A 19,752-nucleotide genomic window follows, 5' to 3' on the forward strand; every position below is an offset into this window, starting at 1 on the left:
CACTCGCTCGACTGGCCTGTCCTCATCATCCAAAAGGTCCCGAACATGAGCCTTCACCTGATCATCGGCGACAAACTGCTTTCCTCCTGGTCCCTGCGCGGCGCCCTGGCTCTCGACCTGACCGGTGCTCCCTATACCGAGGAGCTGATCAAGCTCAACCAGCCGGACACCCGCGAACGACTGCTCAAGCACTCGCCGACTGGCAAAGTTCCCCTGCTCAAAACCGAGCACGGCACCATCGCCGATTCGCTGGCGATTGCCGAGTACCTGGCAGAACGGTTCCCGGATGCCAATCTTTGGCCCAAGGACGTCTGCGCGCGTGCCCAGGCACGTTCGGCGTGCGCACAGATGCATGCCGGGTTCTTCGCCATGCGCGGCAATATGCCTTTCGATCTGAGTCGTGATGCACCGCTGTCGCCGGTTCCGGCTGACGTGCAGGCGGACATCGAGCGCATGTCCGCGTTGTGGGCCGAGTGCCGAGCCGTCGCGACGGAAAGCGGGCCGTACCTGTTTGGCCGGGCCACCCTGGCCGACGCGTTTTTTGCACCCATCGCTGTGCGCCTGCGTACCTATCAGGTGAAACTGTCCGCGGCTGACGAGGCCTATGTGCAAACCATCTACCAATGGCCAGCCTTCAAGGCCTGGCAGAAGGCCGGACTGGAGGAAATCAAGCGGTGAAACGAGTACACGTAGCTGCCGCCGTTATCCGTGATAGCAGCGGCAAGATCCTCATCGCCCGCCGCGCCGACACCCAGCATCAGGGTGGGCTGTGGGAATTCCCTGGTGGCAAGGTCGAGGCCGACGAGTCCGTTACAACGGCTCTTGGTCGTGAGCTTCACGAAGAACTGGGCATTGTCGTCGACGTCGCGCGACCGTTGATCAAGGTTCGGCACGACTACCCGGACAAGCAAGTACTGCTGGATGTCTGGGAGGTCTCGGCGTTCACTGGCGAGCCTCATGGTGCCGAAGGCCAGCCTCTGGCCTGGGTGACGCCTCGTGAACTGTCGAATTACGAGTTTCCGCAGGCCAATCGGCCAATCGTTGCTGCTGCCCGTTTGCCCGACCAATACCTGATCACCCCGGAGGATCTGGAAACCCCGGCCTTGCTGAGGGGAATCCAGAAAGCCATCGCTGGCGGCATCAAGCTGATCCAGTTGCGCGCACCGAACGGGTATGACCCCAAGTATCGTGATCTGGCTGTGGACGCGGTGGGACTGTGTGCCGGCAAGGCGCAATTGATGATCAAGGGCCCGTTCGAGTGGTTGGGGGATTTCCCTTCCGCCGGCTGGCACATCACATCGGCGCAGTTGCGTAAATACGCGGCAGCCGGTCGACCGTTGCCGGCATCGCGCTGGTTGGCGGCGTCCTGTCATAACGCCGAAGAGCTGGCGCTGGCTGAAGAGATGGGCGTGGACTTCGTGACCTTGTCGCCGGTGCAGCCGACCCTCACACATCCCGGCGCTCAGCCGCTGGGCTGGGAACAGGCTTCGACCTTGATCGAGGGCTTCAGCAAACCGGTGTTTTTGCTGGGCGGCGTTGGGCCTGCGGAGGTTCAGAAGGCTTGGGCGGCAGGTGCCCAGGGTGTGGCGGGGATTCGGGCTTTTTGGCCTGAGGCCTGATTATGCAGTGATGCTGCCGGCCCCTTCGCAGGCTTGCCCGCGAAGGGGCCCTAATAGGCGACGACTAAACTTCAGGTTTCGCCGCGGGTTGCCAAAGAATCTCCGCAACCCCCTGGCGCCGGGCAATTACCCGCGCCACCACAAACAGCAAATCCGACAATCGGTTGATGTATGCAAGGCCCACTCCGGCCAAGGGTTCAATCGCGTTCAAATGCTGACAGCGGCGCTCGGCACTGCGAGCCAGGCTGCGGCAGACGTGCGCCTGGGCAATCAGCATCGAACCGCCCGGCAGGATGAAGTTCTCCAGCGGTCCCAGCTCCTCGTTCCACACATCGATCGCCGTTTCCAGGCGTTCGATTTCTGCGGCGTTCAATGCCTGATACTCCGGCATTGCCAGTTCGCCACCAAGGTCGAACAGTCGGTGCTGACAGGGGGCCAATACCTCGATCACCTCCTTCAATCCCGGATGCTCGACGCTCTGGGCGGCCAGCCCGGCGAGCAACACACCCACCTGACTGTTGAGCGAATCGACCTCGCCAATGGCCTCGATCCGTGGATGGTCCTTGGGCACGCGGCGGCCGTCGCCCAGACCGGTTTCGCCTTTGTCGCCGGTGCGGGTGTAAATCTTCGACAAGCGAAAGCCCATGGTTACCTCGATAGCTGATTGAGTTCTTGAGAGACGACCGGGGTGCCCGTCAATGGCAGGCGCAGGGTGAAGCAGGTGCCCTGGCCGAGGGTGGATTGCACTTCCATCTGTCCCTTATGGTTGTTGGTGATGATGAAGTACGAAACGGATAACCCGAGACCGGTGCCCTGGCCAATCTCCTTGGTGGTGAAGAACGGCTCGAACGTGCGTTTGCGCACGCTTTCGCTCATGCCGACGCCGTTGTCTTCGACCTGGATTTCGGCCCAGGGCGGATTGAGCTTGGTACGCAGGATTATCCGTCCCGGTTCGCTGTCGTCTTCGCGCTGGTGAATGGCTTGGGCGGCGTTTTTCAGCAGGTTGAGCAGTACCTGCTCCAGCTCGTTGGCAGTGCCGGGTACCGGGCCCAGTGCCGGGTCGAACTGGCGAATGATCGCCTGGCCTTTGAAGTCGAAGCCGATGGCCAGGTCGAAGTCATTACCGGCGATTTCCACGGCTTGATCAATCAGGGCTGGTAGATCGCAAGGGGCCATTTGCCGAGTGCTTCGACGACTGAAACTGAGCATGTGGGTCACGATTTTTGCCGCTCGGGCGCCGGCCTGCTGGATGCCGTCGAGCAGCTGTGGTACTTCGCGCGCTTGCAGGTAGTTATTGACCGTCGACAGTTCGACGCCCACCTGTTCAGCCTGTTCGAGGTTTTTCGGCAAGTCGGGGGACAGGCGTCGACGAATGTTCTGCACGTTATGCAGGATCGCGCCCAGCGGGTTGTTGATCTCGTGGGCCATTCCGGCGGCAAGGCCACCGACGGAAAGCATTTTTTCCGACTGCACCATCATTTCTTCCAGGGACAGGCGCTGAGTGATGTCGTCGATCCGGATCACCACGCCGCGCCCGGCGCCGCCCATCAGCGGGTAGAAGGTCAGGGCGTAGTGCTTGGGTTCATCGTCCTTGACCCAGGTCACGCGCTCGATCTTCGCCACGGTGTGTTGTTCGACGGTCTGCTTGAGTTGTGGCAGAAACGGCTTGAGCGGTTCAAAGGCGAGAAAGATTGGCTGGTTCAAGGCTTCATCAAGGCGCGTGCCGGAGAGGGCGCTGGCTTCCTGATTCCACTGCGTTACATAGAGTTGTTCGTCGAGGGCGATCAGCGCCGAGGGCATGGAGTCGATGATGCTGTTGAGATAATTCTGAAACCCGGTGAGTTTCTTCTCGATCTTGCTGCGTACCTGGACTTCGAGTTCCAGTTTTCGGTTGGTGTGTCGGGTTTCTTCGGCCAGACCCTGAGCCTGGTCATAAGCGGCCTGAGAATCATCCCGCGCCCGCTTGAGTTGCTGCTCCCGGGCTTCGATGCGCGAAAGCATGGTGTTGAACGCTTCGGCGAGACTGCCGATTTCGTCGTGATTACCTCGCGATGCGCGCAGGGAGTAATTCTCTTCCCGTGTCACTTGTCGGGAAAGTTCTTCGAGTTGATGGATCGGCTGGGTAATCAGGCGCTTGATCTGCCGGGCGATCACCAGCCACAGCAGCACGCTGAAGATAAGAATCCCGAGACTGGCGGTCAGGGTACCGGTATAAAACGCCATTGGCAGTTCGCTGCTTGCCACCAGCAGCAAATGGCCGGGCTCGGTCCCGGGTCGAGGCAGGGTGATCACTTGATTGCTGCGAAATTCAGTGGCTTGCCAGGCTTCGATGTGTCGGTAACGCTCGGGCAGGTTCAGGTGATCGCCATGTTGTAACTGCGCCAGACGTTCACCCTTGCCGTCATAGAGCGCGGCTGCCCGCAGCGGGGAATAGCTGTTGAGTTCATTGAGCAGGCGCTCGGCATTTTGTGGCGATTGCAAGGCATCGGCGACCAGGCTCGGGTTGGACACCAGTCGGCCGATGGTCTGCAGGGCCTGGGGCGCCATGCTTTCCTGGGAGATGTAATACGCGGCGCTGATAAAGGTCAGGTTGGCGACCAGCAGGACGGTGGTCAACAGCACCAACAGGGCGGCCAGCAGTTTCTGACCGACAGGTAGGTTTTCAAGGCGCTGGCGCAATGGCATCGGGTTTATCGCTGCAGAGGAACAAGTGGCCAGCGTAGCCGCTGCTCAGTCGCTGGGCAATCCAAGGCTGAGGAGGCGGGCGATCAGCCGCTGTTGCAATTGATTGAGGTGCGGCAGGTTCAACTGGTGTCTGTCAGAGGCTTTGCAGGCGTAACCGAGCAAATAACTGATTTCGGTTCGACGTCGGTTGCTCACGTCCTGATACATCGAGGAATAGTTGGCAGCGGTGGCGAGGATCACCCGCTCCACTTCCTGCTGCAGGTTCTCGGCCGCTGCCGGCTGGCCGCAGCGCTCAAGCAACTCGGTCAATTCGCCGCAGAGGGTGGCGACTTCGCAGTGATGCTCCAGCAGACCGCCATTGCGGCAATCGTGCAGCACCGTCAGCGGATTGATCGCGCAGTTGAGCGCAAGCTTGCGCCACAGCCTGGTCAGAATCTCGGTGCTCCACTCATGGGGAATGCCTGCGGCGCTCAAATCATCGAGCCAGATTGGTGCGACTGGATGGCCAGCATCGCCGAGCCAGGTAAAGCCGTGTCCGGCGAACACCACGCGCCAATCGCTGTCACGGAAGGCGCCTTCAGTGCTTGACGCGTAAATGCAGCGTGCCTGCGGTACTTGCGCTGCGACCGCGTCCTGACTGCCCAGGCCGTTCTGTAACAAAATCAGTTCGGCACCGGGGGACAGGCGCGGCGCCAGTTGCTCCACGGCTTTTTCAGCGTCGTAGGCTTTGCAGGCGACCAACAGGCGATTGATCGGCTCGATACCGTCGGGTGTTTCGGCCGGCACTGGATAGAGCTGTGCCTCGCCGTGTTCGACCAGGGTCAGTCCGCCTGCCATTTCATAAGCCTGCAAGCGCGCGGTATCCCGCAGGATCAGTCGCACCGGCAATCCGGCCCGTGCCAGGCGAGTCGCCCACAACGTGCCAAGGCTTCCGGCCCCCAGGACATGCCAGGTGGTGGACATCAGCTTTTTGCTCTGTTTAAGGCGCGCATGGAAGGCTCACAGTGAATGATGGAAAAGACCCGTTATAATCAGCGCGGATTTTTACCGCAAGCCAGGTGTGCTTCATCGGCGCGCCCATTTATTGGAGAAATTACATGCCGTCGTTCGACGTGGTATCCGAACTGGACAAACACGAAGTCACCAACGCGGTCGAAAACGCCGTCAAGGAACTCGATCGTCGTTATGACCTGAAAGGCAAAGGCAGCTTCGAATTCAAGGAAAAGGACCTGACCGTCAACCTGACCGCCGAAGCGGATTTCCAGTTGGAAGCGATGATTGAGATCCTCAAGCTGTCGCTGGTCAAGCGCAAGATCGACGTGCAGTGCCTTGAAGTCAAGGATGCTTTTGCATCGGGCAAGTTGATGAAGCAGGAAGCCGTCCTCAAGGAAGGCATCGACAAAGAGCTGGCGAAGAAAATCGTCGCTCACGTCAAAGACGCCAAGCTCAAGGTCCAGGCCGCCATTCAGGGTGAGCAAGTGCGCATTACCGGCAAGAAGCGCGATGACCTGCAGGAGGCCATTGCAGTGCTGCGGGCCAAGGAGTTCGGCATGCCGCTGCAGTTCAACAACTTCCGCGACTGACGTACAAAGCGGGAACCTCTCGGCGTTTTCGGCGTCCGAGGCCCAAGCAACGGTAGAAATGATCGACCTAGATCGGGTCGGTGATTTCTGCCGTTTATTTTTCGTGTGCCGGATAGCCGGAATTCAGGAGAACGTAGATGGATTTGAATGCTGAAGTAGACAACCTGGTCAAGGTATCCCAGGCCTGGATCCCGATGATCATGGAGTACGGCAGTCGAGTGTTGCTGGCAGTGATCACCCTGGCCATTGGCTGGTGGCTGATCAACAAGGTCACGCAAAAACTCGGCGGCCTCCTGGCCCTGCGCAATGCCGATCTGGCCCTGCAAGGTTTTATCAGTAGCCTGGCGAACATCATTCTCAAGATTCTGCTGATCGTCAGCGTGGCATCGATGATCGGCGTGGAAACCACTTCGTTCGTGGCGGCGATCGGTGCGGCGGGCCTGGCGATCGGTCTGGCATTGCAGGGCAGCCTGGCGAACTTCGCGGGTGGCGTGCTGATTCTGTTGTTCCGGCCGTTCCGAATTGGTGACTGGATTGAAGCCCAAGGTGTCGCCGGTACTGTCGACAGCATCCAGATCTTCCATACCGTGCTGCGAACAGGTGACAACAAGACGATCATCGTGCCAAACGGTAATCTGTCGAACGGTATCATCACCAATACCAACCGTCAGCCGACGCGCAAAGTCGTGTTTGATGTGGGTGTTGATTACGAGGCAGACTTGCAAAAGGCCCGTCAAGTATTGCTGGACCTGGCAAAAGATCCGCGTGTTTTGGCAGATCCTGCACCACAGGCAGTGATTTCGACGTTGGGTGACAGTTCGATCACGGTTTCCCTGCGAGTGTGGGTAAAAACAGCGGATTATTGGGATGTGATGTTCATGTTTAACGAGCAGTCCCGTGATCGTTTGAAAAAGGCCGGTATCGATATTCCATTTCCACAGCGGGTTGTTCGTGTGGTTCAGGAGTCGGCGGTGCAGTGATGGAGCTTTGCATTACCGCCTGACTTTAAAGTCAGGCGCGTATTGAAAGAGATTTTTTAGTGAGCTGTACCAGAAGCAACAAAAAAGGCCCATCCGAAGATGGGCCTTTTTTTGATTACCGCAAACTAACGTTCTGTGATTACAGAATGTTGAGCGGGTAGTCGGTGATCAGGCGGAACTCAGAGATATCGCCTTCGCCTTCGTCAGCGTTGGCAGAGTGCCATGCTTGACGGATGCGGAACGACAGATCTTTGGCTGGGCCGGACTGGATCACGTATTTGGCTTCAACGTTGGTTTCGTGGTGTTTGCCGTCTGCACCGTACAGACCGGTGTAGGTGCTGTTCGATGGAGTATGGGTACCGTCGATGTTCCAACCATCCACGTATCGGACCATGAAGCTCAGGCCTGGTACGCCGTATTCGGCCATTTTCAGGTCGTAACGGGCTTGTACCGACTTCTCGCCAGGGGCGTTGAAGTCAGAGTACTGAATGGAGTTGGCGAGGAAGATCGAGTCGCCGCCGCGGTTGTTTTTACCCACACCGATGTAGTCGAACGGGGTATCGCCGTTAACTTTCTGGAAGGCCAGGGTGAAGGTGTGAGCTTTCAGGAACGAGTAAGCAGCAGCCAGGGAGTAGGCGGTGTTGCTGATGTCGCCTGCTTTAGCGCTACCGGTATCCTTGGTGTTGTAGATGTTACCGTCGAAGTTCAGCGACTGGTCGCCGCCCAGTGCGAGGGTGTAGTTCGCGTTGGCGTAGTACTGGTTCCAGACGTCTTCCAGTTTGGCGCCGTACAGCGAGACGCTCAGGTCTGGAGTGATGCCGTACTTGCCACCGAAGTAGTCGATGGAGTTCGCTTTCACGCCAGCGTAGGTTGCCCACAGGTCGCCGTCACGGGCGTTGCTGTCCTGGCTGGTCGCCGAGTAGAAGTGACCGGCTTCGAGGTCAAGGTCTTTGACTTCGCTGCTCTGCAGTTGGATACCGCTTGCGGTTTGGTGAAGGATGCGGGAACCGCCGACAGCGAATACTGGAGCAGTGCTTGGCTGCATGTCGCCGACTTTCAGCTCGGTCTTGGAGATGCGGAACTTGGCGGCAGCGCCGGCTTTGCCCTGGCTGTTGTTGACTTCGCCATCATTGCCGACGGTCATGTTGCCCGAGCCCGAATACTTGTCGGAGCCGTCCAGCTTAATGGCCAGTTGGCCCCAAGCATCAACGCCAACACCGATCATACCTTGGGTGTAGCCAGAGCTGAAGTTGCCTTGAATGCCCTGGGTCCAGTCTTTGTCGTCGGTTGCGCCGTTTTCCTTGTTACGGTTGTAGTAGTAGTTGCGTACCAGCAAGTCGAGCTTGCTGTCTTCAACGATACCTTTGGCTTCTGCTTGGTCGCTTACGAAAGGTGCGGCTACTGCCAACTGAGTACTGGCTGCTGCTGCAACTGCCAGTGCGATCATGCTCCACTTCATCACGCGCATCGTGATTTGCTCCTTTGGTTTTAGAAGAGTACTGCCGTCCCACCTGTTTTATTATCTGGGCGGCTCTTTCTTTTTGTGTCGGCGCAAACTTATATCACGCCGACAATATTGGCGATACTTGCGCATCTAACCTTTCAGCTTCTTTACGACCCTGTCGCGATCAGCTTGCTAGATGTCGCAAATTTACAGCCCCGATGCAACAGGACTGACAACTATAATGCTGTTTCTATGCTTTAGCATCGGTAAAAAGAGTCCCTGGTGAAACGTTTGAATCTCCATCGGGCTACCTGCCACTGTTTTTTTTGGGGTCTCAAGGTTCCCACTTCCAGCGGTGCCCTTATAGACGATGTGGGTGTGAATGCAACAAGCGTGCACAAATCAGCTTTTTGCTGAAGTTTTTTTCTGGTTGCCTGCCTGGTGCTGTAAAAACCTCATAAAACCGGGGCCTCATGCTTCTGTTGTTTGAACTTGACGCCACGGTTTGCATCGTGTTGTACCGTCATTTCCGGCGACGTGACAACCAAAAACGTTACCGGTTCACCCCGCCGGTGGGTAATTGGCGGATGTCGAAGCAATCAGCGTAGACGCATTGTGCGATTTCGGTGCAAAAAATTTCATTCGCTGTACTGAATTCATACAGTGGTGTGTTTGCCAGAGTCAGGACGAATCCTTGGTTGTTAGTCATTTCAGCGATTTTGGTTGAGGCATCGGATCAGTAATGGTGCGTATCGACAGGAAATGTCTCATCTCGGGGCGGGCATGCTGTGATTGGCAACTCCTCGATGGGGTCCTGCGTGGGTTCGTCGTGAAGCCGGCGGCGTTCGCGGGTATGCTGCCGTCCAGTCGCTTGGTGCGCGATCTTTCGGGATGGGCGCTAAGCTGAAAAATGATGACCGGGAGTGCGCACAGTGTTTGCTTTAGATCCACGACTTCAACAAGACACGTTACCGATTGGCGATTTCCCGTTGTGCCGATTGCTCTTGTCCAACGATTCGAACTATCCCTGGTTCATCCTGGTGCCTCGCCGTGACGATATCAGTGAGATATTTCAGTTGGATGCCGCCGATCAGCTGCTGCTTTGGCAGGAAACCACTGCGCTGGCAGAACTGCTCAAGGATGCCTTTAGTGCGGACAAGTTGAACGTTGCAGCCTTGGGTAACGTGGTCAGTCAGTTACACATGCATGTGATCGTGCGTAAACATGGGGATGTCGCCTGGCCGGCTCCGGTCTGGGGCAAGCAACCGGCCAAGCCTTACAATGCCGAGCAGGTCGCGGCGATTCGTGAAAGGTTGCGTCTGCTTTTAACCGACAATTTTACGTTTGTGGAGGGCTGAGTCATGAGCCTGGAAGAACGCGTTACCGACCTTGAGAGCCGACTGGCGTTTCAGGATGACACCATCCAGGCATTGAATGATGTGCTGGTAACGCAGCAGCGGGTGTTGGAGCGCCTTCAGTTGCAGATGGCCGCACTGCTCAAGCGTCAGGAAGAAATGGTCGGTCAGTTCGAGTCTTTCGAGGAAGAGGCGCCACCACCTCATTATTAAGTGTGCGGGTAATAAAAAAACCGCGAACAGCCTGGCTGTCCGCGGTTTTTTTTTATGCCTTGAATCAGCGTCGCGGAAGTGCCGCGATGACATCTTCGGCTTGCAGACCTTTGTCACGGTTCATGACGGAGAATTCCACGCGCTGGCCCTCGACCAGGACGCGGTGACCTTCGCCGCGAATGGCCCGGAAGTGCACGAAAATATCGTCGCCGGAATCGCGGGAAATAAAGCCGAAGCCTTTGGAGGTGTTGAACCACTTGACGGTGCCGGTATCACGGTTGCTCATGTCATAGCTAGGCGACGCAGCGGCGGGTGAAGATTTGTAGAAGCTGACGGCCAGATGCAGGACAACGGCAATCAGGGCGGCTACCAGGCTAAACAAAACAGCAGGTTGACCGGCAATCACCGGCATCGGCGCAATCAGAGTGAGGGTTTGCAGGACGACAGCCAGAACCAGCAAGGCGCTGACCAGGTTTTGCAATTGATGGCGCGGGCCTTTGTTCCAGTTAGGGATAACAGGAGCGAGAGTCAGGTTTAGCAGGCCGAAAAAGGCCAGGTACAGAGCATCGGGTTGTTGCAGGTAAGGTGCGGCTTCAGATCGCAGGCTAGGGATGAAGGACAGCAGCAGAGCCGCTGCGCCCATTAGCAGGTGGACGATTTTCAACATTTTGATTAACTCACGTTAAGACGGATCACAAGGAAGAGCTGTTGGAATACGGTTCGCTTCAGAACAATAAGAGGCGTTAGGCACGTACTCGGTATCAGCCTATGCGCAGCACCCGGTAAATATAGGCGCAAACGACACGCTCCCTATTTAACAGCAAAGCCGGTAGCTACTCAAATCAGGGAGTCCAGCGGTGCAACGGCTGCGAAGCCCCGCAGGTGTGGTGCGCGCGCTGTCCTCCCTTTCACTAGGCAAAATGCCCTGATCGTTGAGTGATTCATGCACGGTGGGCGTAGGAAAAAGTCCGGAGTAGGACCCGCTCCGCGATCTGCCCTCCATTGTTGGCTTATCCTACGAGGATGGTCATAAAGTCATCTGGATATAACTTTGTCCTCGCGGTTTTATAAGCAGGTAGATGTGCTTATGGAGACCAGGGATGGCAAAGGAGTGTCAACGGTATGGTTTATGAAGACAGGCAAAGCGAGGAAAGGGTCGGTCCGCACAAGGATATAAGGATTGATCCGTTTGTCAGTGAATTCGATATGGGGCTGGCCCAGCCCTTGGCCCGGTCGGTGCGGCTGAATGGCTTTGCCACCTGTTTGCGACTGGAGCAGGTTTACTGGGATATTTTGGGTGAGATGGCCAAAGTCAATCATTGCTCGGTCAGTGCGCTGTTGTCCCATGTGGATCGAGAAGTGCATTTGCGTCATGGCGGGGTGAAGAATTTCAGCGCCCTGGTGCGGGTTGTCTGTGTTGTACACAGTCTCAAGGAAGGGAGTTGCGAGGTCGCGGCTTCGCAACCGCAGTGAAATTGGTGGAGTGTCGATCTGTGCAGTCTTACGGCTGCACAGGCTGCATTTAATGGATATAATCCCGCTCTTTGCCGCCAAACCCTGTGTGTGCGGTAGTAATCTGATCACCGAGACAACCCCCATGCCGATGTACGATTATCAATGTGCTTCCTGTGGTCATCAGTTGGAAGCCATTCAAAAGATCAGCGATGCACCGCTGGTCGATTGCCCTGCATGCCAGGCGCCAGAGCTCAAGAAGATGCTGTCCATGCCGGGCTTCCGCTTGAGTGGCACAGGCTGGTACGAAACCGATTTCAAGACCGGTTCCAAGAAGAATCTGGCCGGCGGCGATAAAGCCGACTAGGGTCTGGAACCTGAGTTGAACGACACGCGCGAGCCTTTGCATCATCTGCCGACTGGTATATGAGCAAAGCCTCCAACCGAATTTCGAATTACGAGAAGTGAAACCACTACCATGATGCGCAGCCATTATTGCGGCCAACTGAACGAGAGTCTGGACGGCCAGGAAATTACCCTTTGCGGATGGGTTCACCGTCGCCGTGACCACGGTGGGGTGATTTTCCTCGATATCCGTGATCGTGATGGTCTTGCCCAGGTGGTTTTCGACCCGGATCGTGCTGAAACCTTCGCCGCAGCCGACCGCGTGCGCAGCGAGTACGTCGTGAAGATCACCGGCAAGGTTCGCCTGCGTCCGGCGGGTGCTACCAACGCCAACATGGCGTCGGGCATGATCGAAGTTCTCGGCTACGAACTGGAAGTGCTGAACGAGTCGGAAACCCCGCCGTTCCCGCTGAACGAGTTCTCCGACGTTGGCGAAGAAACCCGCCTGCGCTATCGCTTCCTTGATCTGCGTCGTCCGGAAATGGCCGAGAAGCTGCGTCTGCGCTCGCGCATGACCACCAGCATTCGTCGCTACCTGGACGAAAACGGCTTCCTCGACGTCGAGACGCCGATCCTGACTCGCGCCACCCCTGAAGGTGCTCGCGACTACCTGGTGCCGAGCCGCACTCATGCCGGTTCGTTCTTCGCTCTGCCGCAATCGCCTCAGCTGTTCAAGCAACTGCTGATGGTGGCCGGTTTCGATCGTTACTACCAGATCGCCAAGTGCTTCCGCGACGAAGACCTGCGTGCCGACCGCCAGCCGGAATTTACCCAGATCGACATCGAGACCAGCTTCCTCGATGAAAAAGACATCATGGGCCTGACCGAAGGCATGATCCGCAACCTGTTCAAGGAAGTGCTGGATCTGGAGTTCGGTGAGTTCCCGCACATGACCTTCGAAGAGGCCATGCGCCGTTACGGTTCCGACAAACCGGACCTGCGTAACCCGCTGGAGCTGGTTGACGTTGCCGATCAACTCAAGGAAGTCGATTTCAAGGTGTTCAGCGGTCCGGCCAATGACCCGAAATGCCGCATTGCCGCCTTGCGCGTTCCTGGCGGCGCCAGCATGCCGCGCAAGCAGATCGATGATTACACCAAGTTTGTCGGCATCTACGGTGCCAAGGGCCTGGCGTATATCAAGGTCAACGAGCGCGCCAAAGGGGTCGAAGGCCTGCAGTCGCCAATCGTGAAGAATATCCCTGAAGCCAACCTCGATGTGATCCTTGATCGCGTCGGTGCGGTAGACGGCGACATCGTGTTCTTCGGCGCCGACAAGTCGAAGATCGTCAGCGAAGCCCTGGGTGCTCTGCGGATCAAGCTGGGTCACGATCTGGACCTGCTGACCTGCAAGTGGGCGCCAATGTGGGTCGTCGACTTCCCGATGTTCGAAGAAAACGACGACGGCAGCTTCAGTGCCTTGCACCATCCGTTCACCGCACCGAAGTGCACCCCGCAAGAGCTGGAAGCCAATCCGGGAGCCGCTCTGTCCCGAGCCTACGACATGGTTCTGAACGGAACGGAGCTGGGTGGTGGTTCGATCCGTATCCACCGCAAAGAAATGCAGCAGTCGGTATTCCGCCTGTTGGGTATCAACGAGGCTGAACAGGAAGAGAAATTCGGCTTCCTGCTCGATGCCCTGAAGTACGGTGCGCCGCCGCACGGTGGCCTGGCCTTCGGTCTGGACCGTCTGGTGATGCTGATGACCGGCGCCCAGTCGATCCGCGAAGTGATCGCTTTCCCGAAAACCCAGAGCGCGGCAGATGTCATGACTCAGGCACCAGGGCAGGTGGATGCCAAGGCATTGCGCGAACTGCACATTCGTTTGCGCGAGACGCCTAAGGCTGAGTAAGGCTGGCCTGAAGGGCGCATCTTCGGATGCGCCCTTTCTTTATAAGGGTCGAAATTTTTTGTTTGCCGGCCAGCGCGACGCCGCGTGGCGGGTAATGTGTCAAAGAGAATTCGGAGCGAGTTATGGCAGGTCATTCCAAGTGGGCGAACATCAAGCACCGCAAAGAACGTCAGGATGCCAAGAGAGGCAAGATTTTCACCAAGTGGATTCGCGAGTTGACCGTCGCTGCCCGTCAGGGTGGCGGTGATCCGGGCTCCAATCCGCGTCTGCGCCTGGCCCTGGACAAGGCCCTGGGTGCGAACATGAGCCGTGACATCATCGATCGCGCCATCGCCCGTGGTACCGGTGCTGCCGACACTGATGACGTAGTCGAGCTGACCTACGAAGGTTACGGTCCGGGCGGCGTAGCGGTGATGGTCGAGTGCATGACCGACAACCGCAACCGTACTGCGGCGGCGGTACGCCATGCGTTCAGCAAGTGCGGCGGCAACCTGGGCACCGACGGCTCGGTAGCTTATCTGTTCGAGCGAAAGGGGCAGATCTCCTTCGCACCAGGCGCCGATGAGGATGCGCTGATGGAAGCGGCCATGGAGGCCGATGCTGACGACGTGGTGACCAACGAAGACGGTTCCATTGATGTGTTCACCTCGTTTGCCGGGTTCTATTCCGTGCGTAACGCGTTGGAAGCGGCCGGGTTCAAGGGCGAAGACGCGGAAATCGTCATGCTGCCGACCACCAGCGCCGAACTGGATCTGGAAGGCGCCGAGAAAGTCCTCAAGCTGATCGACATGCTTGAAGACCTGGATGACGTTCAGAATGTCTACTCCAATGCGGATATTCCGGAGTCGGTGGCCGCACAACTGGGTTGATGTTGCCTTTGCAGGAGCGAGCCTGCTCGCGATGAGCCCGAGAGCAGCGCGCCAATTCAGGTCGCCTGCGTCATCGTTGGCGCCCATCGCGAGCAAACTCGCTCCTACAGGTTTGATACGTGGCTTTTTCCAATATCCCGCAGGCGTTATGACTTTAATTCTAGGTATCGACCCCGGATCGCGGATCACCGGTTATGGCGTGGTTCGCGATACTGGTCGTGGCTGCGTTTACGTGGCGTCGGGCTGCATTCGCACCGGCTCGGGCGAGTTGCATGAGCGCCTGCAAATCGTCTATCGCGGTGTTCGTGAGGTCATCCAGACTTACGGTCCAGTGACCATGGGCATTGAAAAGGTGTTCATGGCGCGCAACGCCGACTCGGCGCTGAAACTTGGGCAGGCTCGTGGCGCGGCCATTGTCGCCGGTGCCGAAGAAAACCTGGAAATCGCCGAGTACACCGCTACCCAGGTCAAACAAGCGGTGACCGGGACAGGCGGGGCGAACAAAGAGCAGGTACAGATGATGGTCATGCATATGCTTAAGCTGACCAGCAAGCCGCAAATCGATGCCTCGGATGCCCTGGCCATTGCCATTTGCCATGCTCATACCCGTTCCAGCCTGTTGCCCCACGGCCTTGGCACGGCACGCAGTCGTGGCGGGCGCTTGCGTCTCTGATAGCATCAGCAGTCAATTTTATGGAGTGAGGATTTTGCGCCTGAGTTGTCGGCGCAAATCCTTGCTCTTTCTGTCGCTGGCCTTGCGCTGGCCAACGCTCAAGGATCTGTAACGTGATTGGACGCTTGCGCGGCACACTGGCTGAGAAACAGCCGCCGCATCTGATTCTCGATGTAAATGGTCTTGGGTATGAGCTTGAAGTGCCCATGACCACGCTTTATCGCCTGCCGTCGGTCGGTGAACCGCTGACGTTGCACACCCATTTGGTCGTACGCGAAGACGCGCAGTTACTCTATGGCTTCGTCGGTAAGCGTGAGCGAGACTTTTTTCGCGAGTTGATCCGTCTCAATGGCGTCGGGCCGAAGTTAGCCCTGGCGTTGATGTCCAGCCTTGAAGTCGATGAGTTGGTCCGCTGTGTTCAATCCCAGGACACTTCGGCGCTGACCAAGGTGCCAGGCGTGGGCAAGAAAACTGCAGAGCGCCTGTTGGTGGAGCTCAAGGATCGCTTCAAGGCCTGGGAAACGGTACCGGCTATGTTTGCCTTGGTTCCGAACCAGCCGGATGGGCCAGCCCCGGTCAATAGCGCCGAAAACGACGCGGTCAGTGCGCTGATTTCCCTGGGGTACAAGCCGCAGGAAGCCAGCAAGGCGATTTCCGCGATCAAGGAGAAAGGCTTGAGCAGTGAAGACCTGATTCGTCGTGCCCTGAAGGGAATGATTTAAGTGATTGAAGCTGATCGTCTGATCGCCGCTACGGGTGGTCCCCGTGATCGCGAGGAAGTCCAGGACCGTGCGATACGGCCAGTCAGCCTGGCCGAATACATTGGTCAGCCGACCGTTCGCGAGCAGATGGAGTTGTTCATCCAGGCGGCCCGTGGGCGCAGTGAGTCCCTGGATCACACGCTGATTTTCGGGCCGCCGGGTTTGGGTAAAACCACCCTGGCCAACATCATCGCCCAGGAAATGGGTGTTTCGATAAAGAGCACCTCGGGGCCTGTGCTGGAGCGCCCGGGCGACCTGGCGGCGCTGCTGACCAATCTTGAGCCGCATGACGTACTGTTCATCGACGAAATTCATCGGCTATCGCCGATTGTCGAGGAAGTGTTGTACCCGGCCATGGAGGATTTCCAGCTCGACATCATGATCGGAGAGGGGCCGGCTGCGCGTTCGATCAAGCTGGATTTGCCGCCTTTCACCCTGGTCGGTGCGACCACGCGGGCGGGGATGCTGACCAATCCGTTGCGTGACCGTTTCGGGATCGTCCAGCGTCTGGAGTTCTACAGCACTGCCGACCTGGCCACGATTGTCAGTCGTTCGGCCAGCATCCTCGGTTTGCCACTGGATCCGGAAGGCGCCTTTGAAATCGCCCGCCGTGCCCGGGGTACCCCGCGAATAGCCAATCGCTTGCTGCGTCGCGTGCGGGATTTCGCCGAAGTTCGTGCCAAGGGCCACATCACCAAGCCGATTGCCGACCTGGCCCTGAACCTGTTGGATGTCGATGAGCGTGGTTTCGATCATCAGGACCGACGTCTGTTGCTGACCATGATCGAGAAGTTCGATGGCGGGCCGGTTGGGGTCGACAGCCTCGCCGCCGCCATCAGTGAGGAACGTCACACCATTGAAGACGTACTTGAGCCCTATCTGATCCAGCAGGGCTACATCATGCGCACGCCGCGCGGGCGGGTAGTGACGCGCCATGCGTACCTGCACTTTGGCTTAAACATTCCGTCACGATTGGGTGATATGCCCGTGGTAGACGAGTTCCTTGATGCCGTGGACGATTAATAACCTTTGCGTGCTGATTTATTCGGGCATTGTGCTGTCCTATGACCGCGCTTTTGCAAGAAAGCCGCAGAACAATGAAAAACAGTTGCCTGGCCGGATTGGCAACCTGAGGAGTAAGCACTAGAGTATGCGCGCGCAAAACGGGCTTGAGCCTTTCGCACATCGTTGTCGCGTTTATTACGAGGACACCGATGCGGGCGGCATCGTGTATTACGTTAATTACCTCAAGTTTATGGAACGGGCTCGAACCGAGCGGCTACGAGATCTGGGCTTCGCCCAATCGCAGCTGGCAGGTGAGGACCTGTTGTTCGTCGTGCATTCCAGCGAAGCGCGCTACCACGCGCCGGCGCGACTGGACGACGAGCTGTTGGTAAGCGCTGAAGTAATCGAATTGAACCGTGTCAGCCTGCGCTTTAAACAGCAGGTCAGGCGGGCTACGGATAATGCGCTGCTCTGCGAGGGGCAGTTTTTGGTGGCCTGTGTGCGCACTAACAGTTTGAAACCCCGGGCCATTCCCGAAGCTCTACGAGCGGCCTTTGCCGACGTGAGCGGCGCGGGTACACACTCAAAGCAGGAGATAAAGCGTGGAAGCTAACGTCGTCGACCATTCCTCCATGTGGAGCCTGGTCAGCAATGCCAGTGTCGTGGTGCAATTGGTAATGCTGATCCTGGTAGCCGCATCGGTGACCTCGTGGATCATGATTTTTCAGCGCAGCAATCTGATACGCGCTGGCCGACGTGCCCTTGAGAGCTTTGAAGAGCGCTTCTGGTCGGGTATCGACCTGTCCAAGCTCTACCGTCAGGCCGGCAGCAACCCGGACCCTGATTCGGGGGTCGAGCAGATCTTCCGCGCCGGTTTCAAAGAGTTCTCTCGTCTGCGTCAGCAACCTGGCGTCGACCCTGAAGCGGTCATGGAAGGCGTGGCTCGCGCCATGAGGGTTGCCATTTCCCGCGAAGAAGAAAAGCTCGAGCAAAGCTTGCCGTTCCTGGCCACTGTTGGCTCTGTCAGCCCGTACATCGGTCTGTTCGGTACTGTGTGGGGCATCATGAACTCCTTCCGTGGCCTGGCGACTGCCCAGCAAGCAACGCTGGCGACTGTGGCCCCTGGTATCGCCGAAGCCCTGGTCGCCACTGCGATCGGTCTGTTCGCCGCCATCCCGGCCGTTATCGCTTACAACCGCTTCTCTGCTCGCAGCGAAACCCTGCTGAGCCGTTACTACACCTTCGCCGATGAATTCCAGGCGATCCTGCACCGCAAAGTGCACACCAGCGAAGAATAAGCAGGTAATTTCCAATGGCTTTAATCGCTCGAGCTCGACACAAGCGCAAGCCGGTCGCCGAGATGAACGTGGTGCCCTACATCGACGTGATGTTGGTGCTACTGGTCATCTTCATGGTGACCGCGCCGATGCTCAATCAGGGCGTGAAAGTTGATCTGCCCAAGGTTTCCAGCGAAGCCTTGCCGCAGGACAACAACACCCAGGTCCTGACCATTTCGATCAAGGCTGACAAGACCTATTACTGGAACCTTGGCAGCGAAGTCGACACAGAGAAGCAACAGGACAGGGCCATGACCCTGCCTCAGATGACTGACGCGGTGACCAAGATCATTCGCGCCGGCAACGAAGGCGGCAAGCACACCCAGGTCTTCATTCGCGGCGACAAGTCCGTCGATTACGGCTCTGTCATGGGCGCCATGGGCGGATTGCAGAAAGCCGGGGTCGGTAATGTTGGCTTGATTACCGAGGCCCCCTGATGCAGCAACAGCGAGAGCCGTCCGCCTCGGAAAGCTACTTCTGGCCTAGTGTCTGGGCGATTGGCTTGCACGTGCTGGTGTTCGGCATGCTGTTTGTCAGTTTCGCCATGACACCGGAACTGCCGCCGGCCAAGCCGATTGTCCAGGCGACCTTGTACCAGCTGAAATCGAAAAGTCGGGCGACCACCCAGACCAATCAGAAGATTGCCGGTGAAGCGCAGAAATCTGCTGCGCGTCAGACCGAAGTCGAACAGATGGAACAGAAGAAGGTCGAGCAGGAAGCGATAAAGGCTGCGGAACAAAAGAAAGAAGAAGCGGCTCAAAAGGCCGAGGAAGCCAAGAAGGCCGACGAGTCGAAGAAAGCGGCAGAGGCGAAAAAGGCTGATGAAGCCAAGAAAGCCGATGAAGCGAAGAAGACCGCCGAAGCCAAGAAGGCAGAAGAGAAACAATTGGCTGATATAGCCAAGAAGAAAGCGGAAGAAGAAGCCAAGAAGGCTGCTGAAGAAGAGGCCAAGAAAGCGGCCGCTGAAGAAGCGAAGAAGAAGATCGTCGAAGACGCGAAGAAGAAAGCCGCGGAAGACGCCAAGAAGAAAGCTGAAGCTGAAGAGGCGAAGAAGAAAGTCGCCGAAGAAGCGAAGAAGAAAGCTGCTGCCGATGCTGCGAAGAAGAAATCGCAGGATGCGGCGCGTAAATCCGCCGAAGACAAAAAGGCCCAGGCCCTGGCAGATTTGCTTTCCGATACGCCGCAGCGTCAGCAGGCCTTGGCCGATGAGCAGGGTGACGAAGTCGCCGGCAGTTTCGATGACCTGATTCGGGCTCGTGCAGCGGAAGGCTGGGCTCGTCCACCTTCGGCCCGCAAAGGCATGACGGTCGTGTTGCAAATCGGCATGTTGCCGGACGGTACGGTGACTTCGGTCAGTGTGGCCAAGTCCAGTGGCGACGGTCCATTTGACGCATCGGCTGTAGCAGCGGTGAAGAATATTGGACGTTTGACAGAAATGCAGGGAATGAAGCCGAGTGATTTCGCTCCGTATCGTTCATTCAAGATGACATTCACACCTGAGGATCTAGCCTTGTGAGAAACC

At 57.5% G+C, this 19,752-nt stretch carries 22 protein-coding genes; 17 read left to right on the forward strand and 5 right to left on the reverse strand.

The window, feature by feature from the left end; genetic code table 11:
- Positions 1–45: 45 nt before the first annotated feature.
- Positions 46–678 carry a glutathione S-transferase family protein gene (locus tag ACVWYU_RS26110; RefSeq protein ID WP_247257342.1) on the forward strand — a complete coding sequence of 211 codons (633 nt, stop codon included), beginning with the start codon at positions 46–48 and terminating at the stop codon, positions 676–678.
- Entirely contained in the window at positions 675–1,619 is a 945-nt protein-coding gene (locus tag ACVWYU_RS26115; RefSeq protein ID WP_457374060.1) for a Nudix family hydrolase, read from the forward strand. The genes ACVWYU_RS26110 and ACVWYU_RS26115 overlap by 4 nt, the downstream gene beginning before the upstream one ends.
- Positions 1,620–1,683: 64 nt before the next feature.
- Here ACVWYU_RS26115 and ACVWYU_RS26120 read toward each other — a convergent pair whose 3' ends face one another.
- Genes ACVWYU_RS26120 through ACVWYU_RS26130 form a run of 3 tightly spaced genes read right to left on the reverse strand, consistent with a single transcriptional unit; the run spans position 1,684 to position 5,267 of the window.
- Positions 1,684–2,265, reverse strand: coding sequence for a cob(I)yrinic acid a,c-diamide adenosyltransferase (locus ACVWYU_RS26120; RefSeq protein WP_457374061.1), 582 nt, complete (start codon positions 2,263–2,265; stop codon positions 1,684–1,686).
- Positions 2,266–2,267: 2 nt separating this feature from the next.
- Positions 2,268–4,304, reverse strand: a complete 2,037-nt coding sequence (locus ACVWYU_RS26125; RefSeq protein ID WP_090324789.1) for a HAMP domain-containing sensor histidine kinase — start codon at positions 4,302–4,304, stop codon at positions 2,268–2,270.
- 45 nt (positions 4,305–4,349) lie between these two features.
- The gene (locus tag ACVWYU_RS26130; RefSeq protein ID WP_090324788.1) at positions 4,350–5,267 is read right to left on the reverse strand and encodes a putative 2-dehydropantoate 2-reductase; all 918 of its coding nucleotides are present in this window, start codon (positions 5,265–5,267) and stop codon (positions 4,350–4,352) included.
- A 134-nt stretch (positions 5,268–5,401) separates the two neighbouring features.
- Between ACVWYU_RS26130 and ACVWYU_RS26135 the strand changes: the two genes are divergently transcribed.
- Both ACVWYU_RS26135 and ACVWYU_RS26140 read left to right on the forward strand, forming a co-directional pair.
- On the forward strand, positions 5,402–5,887 hold the full coding sequence (locus ACVWYU_RS26135) for a YajQ family cyclic di-GMP-binding protein (protein ID WP_047532521.1): 486 nt from the start codon (positions 5,402–5,404) through the stop codon (positions 5,885–5,887).
- Between the two features lie 137 nt (positions 5,888–6,024).
- Entirely contained in the window at positions 6,025–6,867 is an 843-nt protein-coding gene (locus tag ACVWYU_RS26140) for a mechanosensitive ion channel family protein (RefSeq protein WP_247257337.1), read from the forward strand.
- Positions 6,868–7,006: 139 nt separating this feature from the next.
- Here ACVWYU_RS26140 and ACVWYU_RS26145 read toward each other — a convergent pair whose 3' ends face one another.
- Positions 7,007–8,335, reverse strand: a complete 1,329-nt coding sequence (locus ACVWYU_RS26145; protein WP_457374062.1) for an OprD family porin — start codon at positions 8,333–8,335, stop codon at positions 7,007–7,009.
- Positions 8,336–9,243: 908 nt separating this feature from the next.
- On the opposite strand from ACVWYU_RS26145, the gene ACVWYU_RS26150 reads away from it, so the two are divergent.
- Together ACVWYU_RS26150 and ACVWYU_RS26155 are read left to right on the forward strand one after the other, a co-directional pair.
- Positions 9,244–9,669 (forward strand): HIT domain-containing protein, encoded by a 426-nt coding sequence (locus tag ACVWYU_RS26150; protein ID WP_390957141.1) that lies wholly within the window; start codon positions 9,244–9,246, stop codon positions 9,667–9,669.
- A 3-nt stretch (positions 9,670–9,672) separates the two neighbouring features.
- On the forward strand, positions 9,673–9,879 hold the full coding sequence (locus tag ACVWYU_RS26155; protein WP_090324784.1) for a SlyX family protein: 207 nt from the start codon (positions 9,673–9,675) through the stop codon (positions 9,877–9,879).
- Positions 9,880–9,943: 64 nt separating this feature from the next.
- Here ACVWYU_RS26155 and ACVWYU_RS26160 read toward each other — a convergent pair whose 3' ends face one another.
- Positions 9,944–10,546 carry a cold-shock protein gene (locus tag ACVWYU_RS26160; RefSeq protein ID WP_090324782.1) on the reverse strand — a complete coding sequence of 201 codons (603 nt, stop codon included), beginning with the start codon at positions 10,544–10,546 and terminating at the stop codon, positions 9,944–9,946.
- Between the two features lie 455 nt (positions 10,547–11,001).
- On the opposite strand from ACVWYU_RS26160, the gene ACVWYU_RS26165 reads away from it, so the two are divergent.
- The 11 genes from ACVWYU_RS26165 (at position 11,002) to tolA (ending at position 19,746) form a co-directional block, all read left to right on the forward strand.
- Entirely contained in the window at positions 11,002–11,352 is a 351-nt protein-coding gene (locus ACVWYU_RS26165) for a ribbon-helix-helix domain-containing protein (RefSeq protein ID WP_248916034.1), read from the forward strand.
- A 124-nt stretch (positions 11,353–11,476) separates the two neighbouring features.
- Positions 11,477–11,698, forward strand: coding sequence for an FmdB family zinc ribbon protein (locus tag ACVWYU_RS26170; RefSeq protein WP_007977333.1), 222 nt, complete (start codon positions 11,477–11,479; stop codon positions 11,696–11,698).
- A gap of 111 nt (positions 11,699–11,809) precedes the next feature.
- Positions 11,810–13,585 carry an aspartate--tRNA ligase gene (gene aspS / locus ACVWYU_RS26175; RefSeq protein ID WP_390957139.1) on the forward strand — a complete coding sequence of 592 codons (1,776 nt, stop codon included), beginning with the start codon at positions 11,810–11,812 and terminating at the stop codon, positions 13,583–13,585.
- Positions 13,586–13,707: 122 nt separating this feature from the next.
- On the forward strand, positions 13,708–14,454 hold the full coding sequence (locus tag ACVWYU_RS26180; RefSeq protein ID WP_247257333.1) for a YebC/PmpR family DNA-binding transcriptional regulator: 747 nt from the start codon (positions 13,708–13,710) through the stop codon (positions 14,452–14,454).
- 148 nt (positions 14,455–14,602) lie between these two features.
- Positions 14,603–15,127: a crossover junction endodeoxyribonuclease RuvC gene (gene ruvC / locus ACVWYU_RS26185; RefSeq protein ID WP_034149140.1), complete on the forward strand. Its 525-nt coding sequence runs from the start codon at positions 14,603–14,605 to the stop codon at positions 15,125–15,127.
- A gap of 113 nt (positions 15,128–15,240) precedes the next feature.
- Complete coding sequence (gene ruvA / locus ACVWYU_RS26190; RefSeq protein WP_046818808.1) at positions 15,241–15,849, forward strand: Holliday junction branch migration protein RuvA; 609 nt, start codon at positions 15,241–15,243, stop codon at positions 15,847–15,849.
- Positions 15,850–16,911 carry a Holliday junction branch migration DNA helicase RuvB gene (ruvB, locus tag ACVWYU_RS26195; RefSeq protein ID WP_247257332.1) on the forward strand — a complete coding sequence of 354 codons (1,062 nt, stop codon included), beginning with the start codon at positions 15,850–15,852 and terminating at the stop codon, positions 16,909–16,911.
- Between the two features lie 127 nt (positions 16,912–17,038).
- Entirely contained in the window at positions 17,039–17,506 is a 468-nt protein-coding gene (gene ybgC, locus ACVWYU_RS26200) for a tol-pal system-associated acyl-CoA thioesterase (RefSeq protein ID WP_090324775.1), read from the forward strand.
- On the forward strand, positions 17,496–18,191 hold the full coding sequence (gene tolQ / locus ACVWYU_RS26205) for a protein TolQ (protein WP_047532507.1): 696 nt from the start codon (positions 17,496–17,498) through the stop codon (positions 18,189–18,191). The genes ybgC and tolQ overlap by 11 nt, the downstream gene beginning before the upstream one ends.
- Positions 18,192–18,214: 23 nt before the next feature.
- Positions 18,215–18,667 (forward strand): protein TolR, encoded by a 453-nt coding sequence (gene tolR / locus ACVWYU_RS26210; RefSeq protein ID WP_161793955.1) that lies wholly within the window; start codon positions 18,215–18,217, stop codon positions 18,665–18,667.
- Positions 18,667–19,746 (forward strand): cell envelope integrity protein TolA, encoded by a 1,080-nt coding sequence (gene tolA / locus ACVWYU_RS26215; RefSeq protein ID WP_090324772.1) that lies wholly within the window; start codon positions 18,667–18,669, stop codon positions 19,744–19,746. The genes tolR and tolA overlap by 1 nt, the downstream gene beginning before the upstream one ends.
- The last annotated feature ends 6 nt before the right edge of the window (positions 19,747–19,752 follow it).

The sequence above is a fragment of the Pseudomonas sp. TE12234 genome (assembly GCF_054061835.1).